Source organism: Citrobacter sp. Ca225, assembly GCF_030337175.1.
In the GTDB taxonomy this organism is placed as follows: Bacteria; Pseudomonadota; Gammaproteobacteria; order Enterobacterales; family Enterobacteriaceae; genus Citrobacter_A; species Citrobacter_A amalonaticus.
Map to the genome: position 1 here is coordinate 182,178 of NZ_JAOWCD010000099.1, position 15,906 is coordinate 198,083.

At 53.8% G+C, this 15,906-nt stretch carries 14 protein-coding genes, 2 tRNA genes and 1 other RNA gene; 10 read left to right on the forward strand and 7 right to left on the reverse strand.

Features of this window, described 5'->3' with window-relative positions:
* Positions 1-3: 3 nt before the first annotated feature.
* Together scpB and scpC are read left to right on the forward strand one after the other, a co-directional pair.
* Positions 4-789: a methylmalonyl-CoA decarboxylase gene (scpB, locus tag OGW13_RS19605; RefSeq protein ID WP_044256718.1), complete on the forward strand. Its 786-nt coding sequence runs from the start codon at positions 4-6 to the stop codon at positions 787-789.
* A 19-nt stretch (positions 790-808) separates the two neighbouring features.
* Positions 809-2,287 carry a succinyl-CoA:acetate CoA-transferase ScpC gene (gene scpC, locus OGW13_RS19610; protein ID WP_287116403.1) on the forward strand — a complete coding sequence of 493 codons (1,479 nt, stop codon included), beginning with the start codon at positions 809-811 and terminating at the stop codon, positions 2,285-2,287.
* Here the strand turns inward: scpC and srsR are convergent.
* Positions 2,284-3,180: a LysR family transcriptional regulator SrsR gene (gene srsR, locus OGW13_RS19615; RefSeq protein ID WP_044256509.1), complete on the reverse strand. Its 897-nt coding sequence runs from the start codon at positions 3,178-3,180 to the stop codon at positions 2,284-2,286. The two genes, scpC and srsR, sit on opposite strands and share 4 nt — an antisense overlap.
* A gap of 248 nt (positions 3,181-3,428) precedes the next feature.
* Here srsR and modF point away from each other — a divergent pair, with 248 nt between their 5' ends.
* The 6 genes from modF to gpmA all read left to right on the forward strand — a co-directional run bounded on the left by modF (position 3,429) and on the right by gpmA (position 10,348).
* A complete protein-coding gene (modF, locus tag OGW13_RS19620; protein WP_044256511.1) occupies positions 3,429-4,901 on the forward strand; it encodes a molybdate ABC transporter ATP-binding protein ModF in 1,473 nt (490 codons plus the stop codon).
* Positions 4,902-5,107: 206 nt separating this feature from the next.
* On the forward strand, positions 5,108-6,124 hold the full coding sequence (gene galE, locus OGW13_RS19625) for a UDP-glucose 4-epimerase GalE (RefSeq protein WP_044256513.1): 1,017 nt from the start codon (positions 5,108-5,110) through the stop codon (positions 6,122-6,124).
* A gap of 8 nt (positions 6,125-6,132) precedes the next feature.
* On the forward strand, positions 6,133-7,179 hold the full coding sequence (gene galT, locus OGW13_RS19630) for a galactose-1-phosphate uridylyltransferase (protein ID WP_043001329.1): 1,047 nt from the start codon (positions 6,133-6,135) through the stop codon (positions 7,177-7,179).
* A gap of 2 nt (positions 7,180-7,181) precedes the next feature.
* The gene (gene galK, locus OGW13_RS19635) at positions 7,182-8,330 is read left to right on the forward strand and encodes a galactokinase (protein ID WP_109740023.1); all 1,149 of its coding nucleotides are present in this window, start codon (positions 7,182-7,184) and stop codon (positions 8,328-8,330) included.
* A complete protein-coding gene (gene galM / locus OGW13_RS19640; RefSeq protein ID WP_109740022.1) occupies positions 8,324-9,364 on the forward strand; it encodes a galactose-1-epimerase in 1,041 nt (346 codons plus the stop codon). The genes galK and galM overlap by 7 nt, the downstream gene beginning before the upstream one ends.
* 231 nt (positions 9,365-9,595) lie before the next feature.
* On the forward strand, positions 9,596-10,348 hold the full coding sequence (gene gpmA / locus OGW13_RS19645) for a 2,3-diphosphoglycerate-dependent phosphoglycerate mutase (RefSeq protein ID WP_043001332.1): 753 nt from the start codon (positions 9,596-9,598) through the stop codon (positions 10,346-10,348).
* A 56-nt stretch (positions 10,349-10,404) separates the two neighbouring features.
* Here the strand turns inward: gpmA and aroG are convergent, their stop codons facing one another.
* On the reverse strand, positions 10,405-11,457 hold the full coding sequence (gene aroG, locus OGW13_RS19650; protein WP_043001333.1) for a 3-deoxy-7-phosphoheptulonate synthase AroG: 1,053 nt from the start codon (positions 11,455-11,457) through the stop codon (positions 10,405-10,407).
* A gap of 316 nt (positions 11,458-11,773) precedes the next feature.
* On the opposite strand from aroG, the gene OGW13_RS19655 reads away from it, so the two are divergent.
* The gene (locus OGW13_RS19655; protein ID WP_043001334.1) at positions 11,774-12,148 is read left to right on the forward strand and encodes a YbgS-like family protein; all 375 of its coding nucleotides are present in this window, start codon (positions 11,774-11,776) and stop codon (positions 12,146-12,148) included.
* Between the two features lie 123 nt (positions 12,149-12,271).
* A complete protein-coding gene (gene zitB, locus OGW13_RS19660) occupies positions 12,272-13,213 on the forward strand; it encodes a CDF family zinc transporter ZitB (RefSeq protein ID WP_061070364.1) in 942 nt (313 codons plus the stop codon).
* On the opposite strand, the gene pnuC is transcribed toward zitB, so the two are convergent.
* The 5 genes from pnuC to OGW13_RS19685 form a co-directional block, all read right to left on the reverse strand.
* Positions 13,210-13,929, reverse strand: coding sequence for a nicotinamide riboside transporter PnuC (pnuC, locus tag OGW13_RS19665; protein ID WP_044256522.1), 720 nt, complete (start codon positions 13,927-13,929; stop codon positions 13,210-13,212). The genes zitB and pnuC overlap by 4 nt on opposite strands.
* A 25-nt stretch (positions 13,930-13,954) precedes the next feature.
* Positions 13,955-14,998: a quinolinate synthase NadA gene (gene nadA, locus OGW13_RS19670; protein ID WP_043001337.1), complete on the reverse strand. Its 1,044-nt coding sequence runs from the start codon at positions 14,996-14,998 to the stop codon at positions 13,955-13,957.
* Between the two features lie 399 nt (positions 14,999-15,397).
* A tRNA-Lys gene (locus OGW13_RS19675) sits at positions 15,398-15,473 on the reverse strand.
* 131 nt (positions 15,474-15,604) lie between these two features.
* Positions 15,605-15,680 (reverse strand) — tRNA-Lys (locus OGW13_RS19680).
* Between the two features lie 59 nt (positions 15,681-15,739).
* A non-coding RNA gene (locus OGW13_RS19685) (RtT sRNA) lies at positions 15,740-15,906 on the reverse strand.

The window sequence follows — 15,906 nt, forward strand, 5'->3', positions numbered from 1 at the left end:
AATATGTCTTATCAATACGTTAATGTTGTTATCATCCGTAAAGTGGCGGTCATTGAGTTCAACTATGCCCGCAAACTGAACGCCCTGAGCAAAGTCTTTATTGACGATCTCATGCTGGCGCTCAGCGATCTCAATCGCCCGGATATTCGCTGTATTATCCTGCGTGCGCCCAGCGGCGCGAAGGTCTTCTCCGCCGGTCATGACATTCATGAACTTCCCTCCGGACGTCGCGATCCGCTCTCTTATGACGATCCGCTGCGCCAGATCACCCGCATGATTCAGAAGTACCCCAAACCGGTGATCTCCATGGTCGAAGGCAGCGTCTGGGGAGGGGCGTTTGAGATGATCATGAGCTCCGATCTGATCATCGCTGCCAGTACCTCCACGTTCTCCATGACCCCGGTCAACCTTGGCGTTCCATACAATCTGGTCGGGATCCACAACCTGACCCGCGATGCGGGTTTCCATATCGTCAAAGAGCTGATCTTCACCGCGTCCCCTATCACCGCACAGCGCGCGATGGCGGTCGGCATTCTCAACCATGTCGTCGCCGCCGAAGAGCTGGAGGATTTCACGTTGCAGATGGCGCACCATATCTCGGAAAAAGCGCCGCTGGCCATTGCCGTGATCAAGGAAGAGCTACGCGTGCTTGGCGAAGCGCACACCATGAATTCCGATGAGTTCGAACGTATTCAGGGGATGCGCCGCGCCGTTTACGACAGCGAAGATTATCAGGAAGGGATGAACGCGTTTATGAATAAACGTAAACCCAATTTTGTGGGCCATTGATACCAGGAAGGGACAAGATATGAAAGACCCCTGGACACGGATGAGCGCCGACGACGCCGCGCAGGTCATTGAGCACAATGCGATGGTTGCTTTCAGCGGCTTTACCCCCGCCGGTTCGCCCAAAGCACTCCCTGCGGCTATCGCCCGCCGCGCCAGCGAACTGCATCAGGCACAACAACCGTTTCAGATTCGGTTATTGACGGGAGCGTCTATTGGCGCTGCCGCCGATGATGCGCTGTCTGAGGCTGACGCCATTTCATGGCGTGCGCCCTATCAGACGTCAGGCAGCCTTCGGCAAAAAATCAATCAGGGTCAGGTTCGATTTGTAGACCTGCATCTGAGTGAAGTGGCGCAGATGGTAAATTATGGTTTCTTTGGTGATATTGACGTCGCGGTGATTGAAGCCTCGGCGATCGCGCCTGACGGACGGGTCTGGCTTACCAGCGGGATCGGCAATGCGCCCACCTGGCTACTGCGGGCGAAGAAAGTCATCATTGAGCTGAATCACTACCATAACCCACGCGTCGCTGAACTGGCTGATATCGTCATTCCCGGTGCACCGCCGCGTCGCAACAGCGTCCCCATTTTTCATGCGATGGATCGCGTGGGCGCCCGGTATGTGCAGATTGATCCCACCAAGATTATTGCGGTGGTCGATACAAAACTCCCCGACGGCGGAAACGTGCTGGATAACGCCAATCCTGTCTGCCAGCAAATCGCCGATAACGTCGTAACGTTTCTGCTGGAAGAAATGGCGCATGGGCGGATCCCCGCGGAGTTTCTGCCGCTGCAAAGCGGGGTGGGTAATATCAATAATGCCGTGATGGCGCGACTGGGTGAAAATCCGGATATTCCGTCTTTTATGATGTATTCGGAGGTGTTACAGGAGTCTGTCGTTCATCTACTGGAAACGGGAAAAATCACCGGAGCCAGCGCCTCCAGTCTGACGGTATCCGCCGATTCCTTGCGAAAGATTTATGACAATATGGACTTCTTCGCCAGCCGTATTGTGCTTCGCCCACAGGAGATCTCGAATAATCCGGAAATTATTCGCCGTCTTGGCGTAATAGCCCTTAATGTCGGGCTGGAGTTTGATATCTACGGCCATGCCAACTCAACGCACGTGGCTGGCGTGAATCTAATGAACGGCATTGGCGGCAGCGGTGATTTTGAGCGCAACGCCTACCTGTCTATCTTTATGGCGCCATCCATCGCCAAAGGCGGCAAGATTTCCACTATCGTCCCCATGTGCAGTCACGTTGATCACAGCGAGCACAGCGTGAAGGTGATCATCACCGAACAGGGGATCGCCGATCTGCGGGGACTCTCACCGCTACAACGGGCGCACACGATCATCGACAACTGTGCGCATCCTCTCTATCAGGACTATCTACATCGCTATCTCGCCAGTGCGCCTGGCGGGCACATTCATCACGATCTCAACCACGCGTTCGATCTGCACCGCAATCTGATTGAACGCGGTTCGATGCTCGGCTAAGCCATCTCTGCGCCACGATCTTCCGCAATATGCTGAAGCATCGTGGCGGTATAGCGGTGGTTTTTCAGGGAGTAAAGGTACTCCTGCATATACATCGTACCGCCGGGCGCATCGAAATACTTCAACGTTGCCGGATTCACCAGACGCCAGGCAAACCAGGGGATCACGGTCAGAAACTGCCCGCGCTCTACCGCGCTTATCTTCGCCATAAAGCTGTAGGGACGATAGATGATCGTTGGGTTAATACCGCATGGCCGCATATGCGCTTCCAGTATCGCTTCAAAATTGGCCCGATTCTGAAAGCGCATTTGCAGCCAGGGCAGTTCACGCAAAAGCGTCTGCGGCTGTTTATCCTCGTAGCGACGGGAAACAAGAAACCCCAGACGCAAAGGCTTCAACTCACTGATGGTCAGATTGTCCAGCTCCTGCACGCGAGCCGAAACATACTGTGGCGAAATGATAAAATCGAGCTGGCGGCTAAACAGGTCATCAATGACTTCATTCTCGCTGAACTCAACGGACTTTACGGTCACGCCGTCATACTTATCGCCCAGGCTAATCAACTGGTCGAAAATAATCGTTGGGTAGGTGTTGTCGACGCCAATGACTATGTTGCGCGAACCACGTGCAGCGTGATGAATTTCATTATCGATTGCCGACAAGGACTGATAAATCGGAAAAAGTTTCTGGTACAACTCCTGCCCGGCCTTGTTCAGGCTTATGCTGTTGTCTTTACGGGTAAACAGCGTATAGCCAATTTGATCTTCCAGCGCAGAAATGCTTTTACCAAATGGCGATGCCGTCATGTGTATTTTCTCAGCCGCTCTGGCGATATTATTGGTTTGCGCCAACAGGATGAAATTACGCATTTTTTTCGAGATAAAAACATCCATAAAACACTCCATTATTCATCGCCATGACATCTCAACTGGCTGCGAAAAAATACTGGATAACGCGTCACCCTTTTTTGCAGTTGTTCACAAAACAGCGATAGTTCTGTTGCCGCAACCGCCGCACGGCACAGATATCGACATCGATATTTAAGCGCTGTTTTTTTATCCGCAGTCGTGCTAATCACATTGACATTCCTCCGCAGAACACGTATCCCTGTCATTCATTGCTGCATAAAATGGGATACAAAATGTCATCGTTGCAAATTTCGCAAGGCACGTTTCGTCTTAGCGACACAAAAACGCTTCACCTGGATTCCGTGACGTTAAACGCGGGTGAGAGTTGGGCGTTTGTCGGTTCGAACGGAAGCGGGAAATCAGCGCTGGCACGCGCGCTGGCCGGCGAATTGTCGCTGCTCAAAGGTGAACGCCTGTGCGCATTCTCGCGGATAACACGCCTCTCCTTCGAGCAACTGCAGAAACTGGTCAGCGATGAATGGCAGCGTAATAACACCGATATGCTCAGTCCTGGCGAAGAGGATACCGGACGCACCACGGCGGAAATCATTCAGGACGAAGTGAACAACCCGGCCCGCTGCGCGACGCTGGCGCAGCAGTTTGGTATCACTCACCTGCTCGATCGCCGCTTTAAATATCTCTCTACCGGCGAAACGCGTAAGACGTTGCTCTGCCAGGCGCTGATGGCTGAGCCGGACCTGTTGATTCTCGACGAGCCGTTTGACGGTCTCGACGTCGCCTCCCGCCAGCAACTGGCAGGACTGCTTGAAACGCTCCATCAGTCAGGTATCACGCTGGTGCTGGTGTTGAACCGCTTTGATGAAATCCCGGCATTTATTCAGTATGCCGGTGTGCTGGTCGACTGCACCTTAACGGAAACCGGCGCGAAAGCCGATTTACTCCAGCAGGCGCTGATCGCTCAACTTGCGCATAGCGAGCGACTGGAAGGGGTGGCATTACCTGAAGCCGACGAACCCGCCGCCCAGCCTGCTCTGGCCACCGATGCGCCGCGGATCATCCTCCGGGATGGCGTCGTGTCGTATAACGATCGCCCTATTCTCGATCGTCTGAGCTGGCAGGTCGATCCCGGCGAACACTGGCAGATTGTCGGCCCCAACGGGGCAGGAAAATCGACGCTGCTCAGCCTGATCACCGGCGACCATCCGCAGGGTTACAGCAACGATCTGACGCTGTTTGGTCGTCGTCGCGGCAGTGGGGAAACTATCTGGGATATCAAAAAGCACATTGGCTACGTCAGTAGCAGTCTGCATCTCGACTACCGGGTGAGCACCACGGTGCGCAATGTGATTCTGTCGGGCTATTTCGATTCCATCGGGATTTATCAGGCCGTGTCGGATCGTCAACAAAAACTCGCACAGCAGTGGCTGGACATTCTGGGACTCGACAAACGTACCGCTGACGCGCCGTTTCACAGTCTTTCCTGGGGACAACAGCGACTGGCGCTGATCGCCCGTGCGCTGGTTAAGCATCCGACCCTGCTGATCCTCGACGAACCCTTACAGGGGCTGGATCCGCTGAACCGTCTGCTTATTCGTCGCTTTGTCGATGTGTTGATTAGCGAGGGCGACACGCAACTGCTGTTTGTCTCCCATCACGCTGAAGATGCGCCTGCCTGCATTACCCATCGTCTGGAATTTGTGCCAGAAGGCGAGACCTATACCTATCAGCAAACGCGGCTGCGTTAGTTTTCATCCGTGGGCGCGAAAGCGCCCTTTTTTTTCGGATAAAAGGCGCAATCATTCTTAAAGTTAATGATTTATAATCGATTAATTGATGACTCAGCGTGAGAAATCGTGAGTGTAAACGATTCCACTATTTTATTCCATGTCACACTTTTCGCATCTTTGTTATGCTATGGTAATTCCATACCATAAGCTTAACGGAGCGAATTATGAGAGTTCTGGTCACCGGTGGTAGCGGTTACATAGGAAGTCATACTTGTGTACAATTGCTGAAAAACGGTCATGACGTCATCATCCTTGATAACCTCTGCAACAGTAAGCGTAGCGTACTGCCTGTTATTGAACGTCTGAGCGGCAAACATCCAACGTTTGTTGAAGGCGATATCCGTAACGAAGCGCTGATGACGGAGATCCTGCACGATCACGCCATTGACACCGTCATCCATTTTGCCGGACTGAAGGCCGTCGGCGAATCCGTTGCAAAGCCGCTGGAATACTATGACAACAATGTCAACGGAACGCTGCGACTGATTAGTGCCATGCGCGCCGCCGGCGTCAAAAACTTCATTTTCAGCTCATCCGCCACCGTCTACGGCGACCAGCCGAAAATCCCTTACGTTGAAAGCTTCCCGACCGGCACGCCGCAAAGCCCTTATGGCAAAAGTAAGCTGATGGTTGAGCAAATCCTCACCGATCTGCAAAAAGCCCAGCCGGAATGGAGCATCGCGCTGCTGCGCTATTTCAACCCGGTCGGCGCGCATCCATCAGGGGACATGGGCGAAGACCCGCAGGGCATCCCGAATAACCTGATGCCTTACATCGCCCAGGTTGCAGTGGGCCGTCGCGACTCCCTCGCCATTTTTGGCAACGATTATCCGACCGAAGACGGTACCGGTGTCCGCGATTACATCCACGTGATGGATCTGGCTGATGGTCACGTTGCCGCGATGGAAAAACTGGCGGGCAAACAGGGCGTCCATATTTACAACCTCGGCGCAGGCGTCGGCAGCAGCGTGCTGGACGTGGTCAATGCCTTCAGCAAAGCCTGCGGAAAACCGGTGAATTATCATTTTGCTCCGCGTCGCGATGGTGACCTGCCAGCCTACTGGGCAGATGCCAGCAAAGCCGACCACGAACTGGACTGGCGTGTCACGCGCACGCTTGATGAGATGGCGCAGGACACCTGGCACTGGCAGTCGCGTCATCCGCAGGGATACGAGGATTAAGAAATATCATGAGTCAATTCAACCCCGTCGATCATCCGCATCGTCGTTTTAATCCGCTCACCGGACAGTGGATTCTGGTGTCGCCGCATCGTGCTAAGCGCCCCTGGCAAGGGGCGCAAGAAACGCCCTCTAATGACGTACTGCCAGCACACGATCCGGACTGTTTCCTGTGCGCGGGCAATACCCGCGTCACCGGTGATAAAAATCCGGATTACAGTGGGACGTTTGTGTTCACTAACGACTTTGCCGCGCTGATGACGGATACGCCTGACGCGCCGGACAGTCACGACCCGCTGATACGCTGCCAGAGCGCACGCGGCACCAGTCGCGTTATTTGTTTTTCACCGGATCACAGTAAAACCCTGCCGGAGCTTAGCATTCCTGCCCTGACCGAAATAGTGAAAACCTGGCAAGAGCAAACCGCTGATCTTGGGAAACGTTATCCCTGGGTACAGGTCTTTGAAAACAAAGGCACGGCGATGGGCTGCTCGAATCCCCACCCCCACGGCCAGATTTGGGCCAACAGTTTCCTGCCAAACGAAGCTGAACGCGAAGATCGCCTGCAAAGAACTTATTTTGCTGAGCAGGGGTCGCCGATGCTGGTTGACTATGTGCAGCGTGAACTGGCTGACGGCAGCCGTACGGTAGTAGAAACCGATCACTGGCTGGCTGTCGTCCCTTACTGGGCAGCCTGGCCCTTCGAAACGCTATTACTGCCGAAAGCGCATGTGCTGCGCATTACTGATTTGACCGACGAACAGCGCGCAGACCTTGCGCTGGCGTTGAAAAAACTGACCAGTCGTTACGACAACCTGTTCCAGTGCTCTTTCCCCTATTCAATGGGCTGGCACGGCGCGCCGTTTAACGGTGCAGAGAACGAACACTGGCAGCTACACGCGCACTTTTATCCGCCGCTGCTACGCTCCGCGACCGTCCGCAAATTTATGGTCGGTTACGAAATGCTGGCCGAAACCCAGCGCGATCTCACAGCAGAACAAGCGGCAGAGCGTCTGCGCGCGGTCAGCGACATCCATTTTCGCGAATCCGGAGTATAAAAATGAGTCTGAAAGAGAAAACACAATCTCTGTTTGCTGAAAAATTCGGCTACCCTGCAACCCACACTATTCAGGCGCCAGGCCGCGTCAATCTCATCGGCGAACACACCGATTATAACGACGGTTTTGTGTTGCCCTGCGCCATTGATTATCAAACCGTGATCAGTTGCGCTGCCCGCAACGACCGCCAGATCCGTGTCATTGCGGCCGATTACGATAATCAGACTGACGAGTTTTCTCTTGATGCTCCTATCGTCACCCATGACAGCCAGCAGTGGGCAAACTACGTACGCGGCGTGGTGAAGCACCTGCTCAAGCGCGACAGCAGCTTTGGTGGCGTAGACCTGGTGATCAGCGGTAATGTCCCACAGGGCGCGGGGCTGAGCTCTTCCGCTTCGCTGGAAGTGGCCGTCGGTACCGTGTTCCAGCAGCTTTACCATCTGCCACTGGACGGCGCGCAGATTGCGCTCAACGGTCAGGAAGCGGAAAACCAGTTTGTCGGCTGTAACTGTGGGATTATGGATCAGCTCATCTCCGCGCTGGGCAAGAAAGATCATGCCCTGCTGATCGACTGCCGCACGCTGGGCACCAAAGCGGTCTCAATGCCAGAAGGCGTAGCGATCGTCATCATCAACAGCAATTTTAAGCGCACGCTGGTCGGTAGCGAGTACAACACTCGCCGTCAGCAGTGCGAAACAGGCGCGCGTTTCTTCCAGCAACCGGCATTGCGTGATGTCAGTCTCGATACCTTTAACGCCGTGGCGAATGAACTGGACCCACTGGTTGCCAAACGCGTCCGTCACGTGTTAACTGAGAATGCACGTACTGTTGAAGCCGCCAGCGCGCTGGAAAAAGGCGATCTGCAACGCATGGGGCAACTGATGGCGGAATCGCACGCCTCGATGCGTGATGATTTTGAAATCACCGTGCCGCAGATTGATACGCTGGTTGACATTGTCAAAGCCACAATCGGGGAGAAAGGCGGTGTACGCATGACCGGCGGTGGATTTGGCGGTTGTGTTGTGGCGCTGATCCCGGAAGCGCTGGTCCCTGCCGTCCAGCAAGCCGTGGCTGCACAGTACGAAGCTAAAACCGGTATCAAAGAAACATTCTATGTGTGCAAACCATCACAAGGAGCAGGACAGTGCTGAATGAAACACCCGCACTGGCACCCGATGGTCAGCCGTACCGCCTGTTAACCCTGCGCAATGACGCAGGGATGGTGGTTACGCTGATGGACTGGGGTGCTACGTTACTCTCGGCCCGTATTCCCCTTTCCGACGGCAGCGTGCGTGAAGCGTTACTGGGCTGCGCCAGTCCGGAGCATTATCAGGATCAGTCGGCGTTTCTGGGTGCCTCGATTGGCCGTTACGCCAACCGGATTGCCGACAGCCGTTACACGTTTAGCGGTGAGACGGTCAGTCTGCTGCCAAGCCAGGGCGTCAATCAGCTACATGGCGGGCCAAACGGATTTGATAAACGCCGCTGGCAGATAGTCAATCAGAACGAACGTCAGGTACTGTTCGCCCTCACCTCCGACGATGGCGATCAGGGTTTTCCGGGCAATTTGTGCGCCACGGCGCAATATCGTCTGACCGATGACAACCGCATCTCGATTACCTATCGCGCGACGGTGGATAAGCCGTGTCCGGTCAATCTGACTAACCACGTTTACTTCAACCTCGATGGCGATCAAACCGACGTGCGCAACCATAAGCTGCAACTTCTGGCGGATGAATATCTGCCGGTGGATGAAGGCGGGATCCCGCGGGACGGCCTGAAGCCGGTCGCCGGAACCTCATTTGATTTCCGCATCGCGAAGGTGATCGCCAGCGAATTTCTTGCCGATGACGACCAGCGCAAAGTGAAAGGCTACGATCACGCCTTCCTGTTGCAGGCAAAAGGCGACAGTAAAAAACCGGTTGCCCTGCTCACTTCGCAAGACGGGAAGTTACAGATGGAGGTCTACACCTCGGCCCCGGCGCTACAGTTTTACTCCGGTAATTTTCTCGGTGGCACCTCTTCACGCGGACCGAACGCCTACGATGATTATCAGGGCCTGGCGCTGGAGAGCGAATTCCTGCCAGACAGCCCGAACCATCCGGAATGGCCGCAGCCAGACTGCGTTCTTCGCCCCGGAGAGGAGTACGCCAGCCTGACGGAATATCGTTTTATTCCTTCCTGATGGTGCGGCACAGCCAGTGTAAAATGCCCGATAGCGCCTGCGTATCGGGCTTAAGATATCGCATCTTGCTCAAATCCCCATCACTCAAAGACAAAATCGCAACTTAGAGTTCACAAGAACCTTACACTGCTGCACTATTTTCGCTATGGTTATGCGTAAGCATTGCCGCTGCCCCGTCACGGCAATATAATGAGAATTATTATCATTCGATAAAGCTTGAGGAGTGAGAGTATGGCTGTAACTAAGCTGGTTCTGGTACGCCACGGCGAAAGCCAGTGGAACAATGAAAACCGCTTCACCGGTTGGTATGACGTTGACCTGTCCGAGAAAGGCGTGGGTGAAGCGAAAGCAGCAGGCAAACTGCTGAAGGCTGAAGGCTATAGCTTCGATTTTGCTTATACCTCTGTGCTGAAACGTGCCATCCATACGCTGTGGAACGTCCTGGATGAACTGGATCAGGCCTGGCTGCCGGTTGAGAAATCCTGGAAACTGAACGAACGTCACTACGGTGCGTTGCAAGGTCTGAACAAAGCAGAAACCGCTGAGAAATACGGTGACGAACAGGTTAAACAGTGGCGTCGTGGCTTCGCGGTGACCCCGCCGGAGCTGACCAAAGATGACGAGCGCTATCCGGGCCACGATCCGCGCTATGCCAAACTGACGGAAAAAGAATTGCCGCTGACCGAGAGCCTGGCGCTGACCATCGATCGCGTGATCCCTTACTGGAATGAAACCATTCTGCCGCGCATGAAGAGCGGCGAGCGCGTGATCATCGCTGCGCACGGCAACTCTCTGCGCGCGCTGGTGAAATACCTCGACAACCTGAGCGAAGACGAAATCCTCGAACTGAACATCCCGACCGGCGTGCCGCTGGTGTATGAGTTCGACGAAAACTACCAGCCAATCAAACGTTACTATCTGGGTAATGCCGACGAGATCGCGGCGAAAGCGGCTGCCGTCGCCAACCAGGGTAAAGCGAAGTAATTTACCTTACGACGTAAAAAAGCCGACTCAATGAGTCGGCTTTCTATTCGCAAGACTTAACCGCGACGCGCTTTTACCGCATCCGCAAGTTGGCGCAGGATGGTGTCGGTATCTTCCCAGTTAATGCAGGCATCAGTAATGCTTTTGCCGTACACCAGCGGCTCACCGCTGTCCGGGTTCTGATTGCCTTCTACCAGATGACTTTCAATCATCACGCCCATAATCGCAGTCTCACCGTTAGCAATCTGCTGGCAGACATCAGCCCCAACTTCCATCTGCTTTTTAAACTGCTTACAGGAGTTGGCATGGCTGAAATCAATCATGATTTGCGCAGGCAGACCCGCTTTCGCCAGACCCTCTTTCACCGCCGCGACATGTGCAGCGCTGTAGTTCGGCTCTTTGCCGCCGCGCAGAATGATATGGCAATCGCCGTTACCGCTGGTATTCACAATGGCAGAATGACCCCATTTGGTGACAGACAGGAAGCAGTGCGGTGCACCAGCGGCGTTGATGGCGTCAATCGCCACTTTAATGGTGCCATCAGTACCGTTCTTGAAGCCGACCGGACAAGAAAGACCCGACGCCAGCTCACGGTGAACCTGAGATTCGGTAGTACGCGCGCCAATCGCGCCCCAGCTCATCATGTCCGCCAGGTATTGCGGGGTGATCATATCGAGGAATTCACCTGCCGTCGGCAGGCCGCTGTCGTTAATATCCAGCAGCAGCTTACGCGCAATGCGCAAACCGTCATTGATCTGGAAGCTGTTATCCATGTGCGGATCGTTAATCAGCCCTTTCCAGCCAACGGTCGTACGCGGTTTTTCAAAGTAGACACGCATGACGATTTCCAGCTCGCCTTTCAGCGCTTCGCGCAGCGCCAGCAGACGACCTGCGTACTCTTTCGCCGCCACAGGATCATGAATAGAGCACGGCCCAATCACCACCAGCAGGCGATCGTCATTCCCCTTCAAAATTTTGTGAATGGCTTTACGCGCATGGGCAACCGTGTTGGCGGCATTTTCTGTAGCGGGGAATTTTTCCAGCAGTGCGACAGGGGGTAATAACTCGTTGATCTCTTTAATACGTAAATCGTCGTTCTGATAATTCATGATTATTCCAGCGTTGCCATACTTATCTAAATGAATGCAATCCCTCCAATCTATATCCTCAGCCAAAAAGTGTAAACGGGCTTTTACACTTCGGACGGAATAATCCTGGAATTCAGCTAAAAAACGCCACAAAGTAGCGAAAAACGAGATCTAACCTACAATTTTTAACTGTAACCACTCTGTTTATGAATCTTTTCAAGATTCTCTGCTGAGCCTTTGCGCTCGTTTGAGATCGTTAACCATTGCCTGACCCTTGACTGGCATATGCACTGTTGGAAGACGTTATCCGACATCTCAACCATAACAGGAGCATCTGATGAAAATGACAAAATTAGCTTCACTTTTCCTGACCGCTACGCTCAGCCTTGCCAGCGGCGCAGCGCTGGCAGCCGAAACCAGCGCCCAGACCAATAATGGCCAGGCGAACGCCGCCGCCGACGCAGGCCAGGTCGCTCCGGATGCAAAAGAAAACGTGGCGCCAAATAATGTCGATAACGACAACATCAACTCAGGTGGCACAATGCTGCATCCGAATGGTTCATCGATGAACCATGAGGGGATGACCAAAGATGAGGTGCACAAAAACACCATGTGTAAGGACGGGCGCTGCCCGGATGTGAATAAAAAAGTGGAAACCGGAAATGGCATTAACAACGACGTTGATACTAAAACCGATGGCACCACTCAGTAACACTGATCAGTAACACTGAAATGGCTAATAACGGGAGAGCTCAGGCTCTCCTTTTTTAATTTATTAATCCAGAAACGGTATGATGTCATACAGTTAAGAAAAGAATACCCAAGGGATGACATTATGGCGCACTCACACTCACATTCGGCCCCTCATCTGCCCGAGGATGGCAACGCCCGCCGTCTGATGCTCGCGTTTTGCATCACGGCAGGCTTTATGTTGCTGGAGGTAGTGGGCGGGATTTTATCCGGTTCACTGGCGTTGCTCGCCGACGCAGGGCATATGCTGACCGATGCCGCCGCACTGTTGTTTGCGCTATTGGCCGTTCAGTTCGCCCGCCGACCGCCGACTATCCGCCACACCTTTGGCTGGCTGAGACTGACGACGCTGGCCGCTTTCGTCAATGCGATTGCGTTAGTCGTGATTACGATTTTAATCGTCTGGGAGGCGATTGAGCGCTTCTACACGCCGCGTCCGGTGGCGGGCGGCATGATGATGGTCATCGCCATCGCCGGATTGCTGGCAAACATCCTTGCCTTCTGGATCCTCCACCGCGGCAGCGAAGAGAAAAACCTGAACGTACGCGCCGCGGCGTTGCATGTGATGGGGGATTTATTGGGTTCTGTGGGGGCCATCATCGCGGCGGTGATTATTATCTGGACCGGCTGGACGCCTGCCGACCCTATTCTGTCAATACTGGTTTCACTGCTGGTCCTGCGCAGTGCGTGGCGCTTATTGAAAGATAGCGTGAATGAGTTGCTGGAAGGTGCCCCGGTTTCGCTGGATATCGCTGCGCTGCAGCGCCACCTCAGCAGGGAGCTTCCTGAAGTGCGAAACGTCCATCACGTACACGTGTGGATGGTGGGGGAAAAACCGGTCATGACCCTGCATGTACAGGTGATCCCACCGCACGATCATGACGGGCTGCTGGCGCGCATCCAGCATTTTCTGATTCATCATTACCAGATTGCACACGCCACCATTCAGATGGAATATCAGCCCTGTCACGGGCCGGACTGCGATCTCAATCAGAAAGTGTCCGGCCATTCACATCATCACCACTAATGGGACAGCGCGTGTGAGCCTCGTTCGCGCGCGCTGTTAATCCACATCCGGCTACCGTTAAGCGCAATGAAGGTCAGGATCAGGTACTCCAGCGACATCGCATAGACCCCCTGCAGGGCAAAGATCACCACGCTAATCACATTGATCACCACCCAGAGCAGCCAGTTCTCAACGTATTTGCGGGTCATCAGGATCATCGCCACGATCGACAAAACCATCATGCAGGAATCCCAGAACGGGAAGGCATCGGGCTGTAAATCCGGTACGGCAACCTGCAGGCCAAGTATCTGCATGATCGATACCGCAATACGGGTCAGAAAAGCAAAGACTGGGTCGATATAGACTGTCATCAAACCGATCGCCACCACACAAACCGCCAGCCAGCCCAGCGCCTTCGGCAGAGGCAGCCAGCGAATCTTGAGCTCCGCCTCATTCTGCGTGGTCTGCCGCGACCACGCATACCAGCCGTAAATGTTGGCGGCGAAAAAGAAAAGCTGCAACAGCAGGCTGGCGTAGAGCTGGATCTGGAAAAAGATGATCGCAAACAGCGTGACGTTAATCAGGCCAAAAACGTAGTTGCTGATCTTCTCCATACTGGCGAGACCAATACACAACAACCCCGCGATAGTGCCTATCGCTTCGATCCACGACAGATCGTACCCCCCAGCACCAATGGGTATATGTACCAGAATGTTCTGCGTGCTAAAAAAGTCCATCTTTTCCCCCGGAGCGTGTGATTATCTACGCACGTAGTGTAGCCGCAAATTCCAGCATACGGTTTAACGGCACTAATGCGCCTTCTCGCAGCGCTTCGTCAACCTGAATCTCATGGGACTGCCCACCCTGCTCCAGCCCCTCAGCGATGGCTTTAAGGCCGTTCATCGCCATCCATGGACAGTGCGCGCAGCTGCGGCAGGTGGCGCCTTCTCCGGCTGTGGGCGCTTCCAGCAACTCTTTGTCCGGTACCGCCTGCTGCATTTTGTAGAAAATACCCCGATCGGTAGCAACAATAAGTTGCTGATGTGGCAGCGTTTTAGCTGCATTAATGAGCTGGCTGGTGGAACCGACAGCATCAGCCATATCCACTATCGCCTGCGGTGATTCCGGGTGAACCAGGATCGCGGCGTCCGGGTATAAACCTTTCATGCGACTCAGCGCCTGCGTTTTGAACTCGTCATGGACAATGCACGCCCCTTGCCAGCAAAGGACATCCGCCCCTGTCTTCTTTTGAACATATTTTCCGAGATGGCGATCCGGTGCCCAGATGATTTTTTCACCCAAACTATCCAGATGCTCAATCAGTTCAACCGCGATACTGGACGTCACCACCCAGTCGGCGCGAGCCTTAACCGCCGCGGAGGTATTGGCATAAACCACGACGGTGCGATCCGGATGGGCATCGCAGAACGCGCTGAATGCGTCGATCGGACAGCCAAGATCCAGCGAGCATTCCGCCTCGAGGGTCGGCATTAAAATTGTTTTTTCCGGGCTGAGAATTTTAGCCGTCTCCCCCATAAAGCGAACGCCTGCAACGAGCAGCGTCGAGGCGGGATGATTGGCGCCAAAGCGGGCCATCTCCAGTGAGTCAGAAATACAGCCGCCGGTCTCTTCGGCCAGTTGCTGGATTTCGGGGTCGGTGTAATAGTGCGCAACCATCACCGCATCACGCTCTTTCAGCAGACGCTTGATTTTTTCGCGGTAGAACGCTTTTTCATCGGCACTCAGCGGTACCGGCTTCGGGGGAAACGGATAAATTGCGGTTTCAGGATCAAACATCACGCTCATCATGCTTTCTCGTTTTGCTAGCTTAACGAATTAACCGACTTAAGGCGTGATGCATGCCATGATCGGTCATATTTGTTTTATATGCTAAACAAGATAGCGGATTGAGCGGCAAAAGTCACAACAATTGCGCTTGATAATGCCGGATGGCGACTGACGTCTTATCCGGACAGGAAGGGCGTAGCCATTGACCCGATCAATCATTGTCGGCCTGGTAAACGAAGCGTCATCAGGCGCTACGCAGGTTCGAATCGTTACATTCTGCGCATAGCAAAAAGGCGCCTTTAGGGCGCCTTTTTACACTGGTGGGTCGTGCAGGATGACTCGGCTTCGCCTCGCCCTTCGGGCCGTTGCTAAAGCAACGTTATCCTTCACGTTTAACATCTGATGTTGATGTTAAATTGGTGGGTCGTGCAGGATTCGAACCTGCGACCAATTGATTAAAAGTCAACTGCTCTACCAACTGAGCTAACGACCCCTTACGGGACTTTCTTAATTAATCATTCAGGATGGTGGGTCGTGCAGGATGACTCGGCTTCGCCTCGCCCTTCGGGCCGTTGCTAAAGCAACGTTATCCTTCACGTTCTCTACCAGTAACCACCTTAATATTGGTGGGTCGTGCAGGATTCGAACCTGCGACCAATTGATTAAAAGTCAACTGCTCTACCAACTGAGCTAACGACCCATTCGGGTGTTACCTGAAAGATTTTTTACTCGTCACCAATTTAATATTCAATGTTAAATTGGTGGGTCGTGCAGGATGACTCGGCTTCGCCTCGCCCTTCGGGCCGTTGCTGAAGCAACGTTATCCTTCACGTTTAACATCTGAGTTTGATGTTAAATTGGTGGGTCGTGCAGGATTCGAACCTGCGACCAATTGATTAAAAGTCAACTGCTCTACCAACTGAGCT

Bases quoted from the DNA above. Each gene is read 5' to 3' on its own strand.
- scpB (WP_044256718.1), top strand. From the start codon at position 4: ATGTCTTATCAATACGTTAATGTTGTTATCATCCGTAAAGTGGCGGTC.
- scpC (WP_287116403.1), top strand. From the start codon at position 809: ATGAAAGACCCCTGGACACGGATGAGCGCCGACGACGCCGCGCAGGTC.
- srsR (WP_044256509.1), bottom strand. From the start codon at position 3,180: ATGGATGTTTTTATCTCGAAAAAAATGCGTAATTTCATCCTGTTGGCG.
- modF (WP_044256511.1), top strand. From the start codon at position 3,429: ATGTCATCGTTGCAAATTTCGCAAGGCACGTTTCGTCTTAGCGACACA.
- galE (WP_044256513.1), top strand. From the start codon at position 5,108: ATGAGAGTTCTGGTCACCGGTGGTAGCGGTTACATAGGAAGTCATACT.
- galT (WP_043001329.1), top strand. From the start codon at position 6,133: ATGAGTCAATTCAACCCCGTCGATCATCCGCATCGTCGTTTTAATCCG.
- galK (WP_109740023.1), top strand. From the start codon at position 7,182: ATGAGTCTGAAAGAGAAAACACAATCTCTGTTTGCTGAAAAATTCGGC.
- gpmA (WP_043001332.1), top strand. From the start codon at position 9,596: ATGGCTGTAACTAAGCTGGTTCTGGTACGCCACGGCGAAAGCCAGTGG.
- aroG (WP_043001333.1), bottom strand. From the start codon at position 11,457: ATGAATTATCAGAACGACGATTTACGTATTAAAGAGATCAACGAGTTA.
- OGW13_RS19655 (WP_043001334.1), top strand. From the start codon at position 11,774: ATGAAAATGACAAAATTAGCTTCACTTTTCCTGACCGCTACGCTCAGC.
- zitB (WP_061070364.1), top strand. From the start codon at position 12,272: ATGGCGCACTCACACTCACATTCGGCCCCTCATCTGCCCGAGGATGGC.
- pnuC (WP_044256522.1), bottom strand. From the start codon at position 13,929: ATGGACTTTTTTAGCACGCAGAACATTCTGGTACATATACCCATTGGT.
- nadA (WP_043001337.1), bottom strand. From the start codon at position 14,998: ATGAGCGTGATGTTTGATCCTGAAACCGCAATTTATCCGTTTCCCCCG.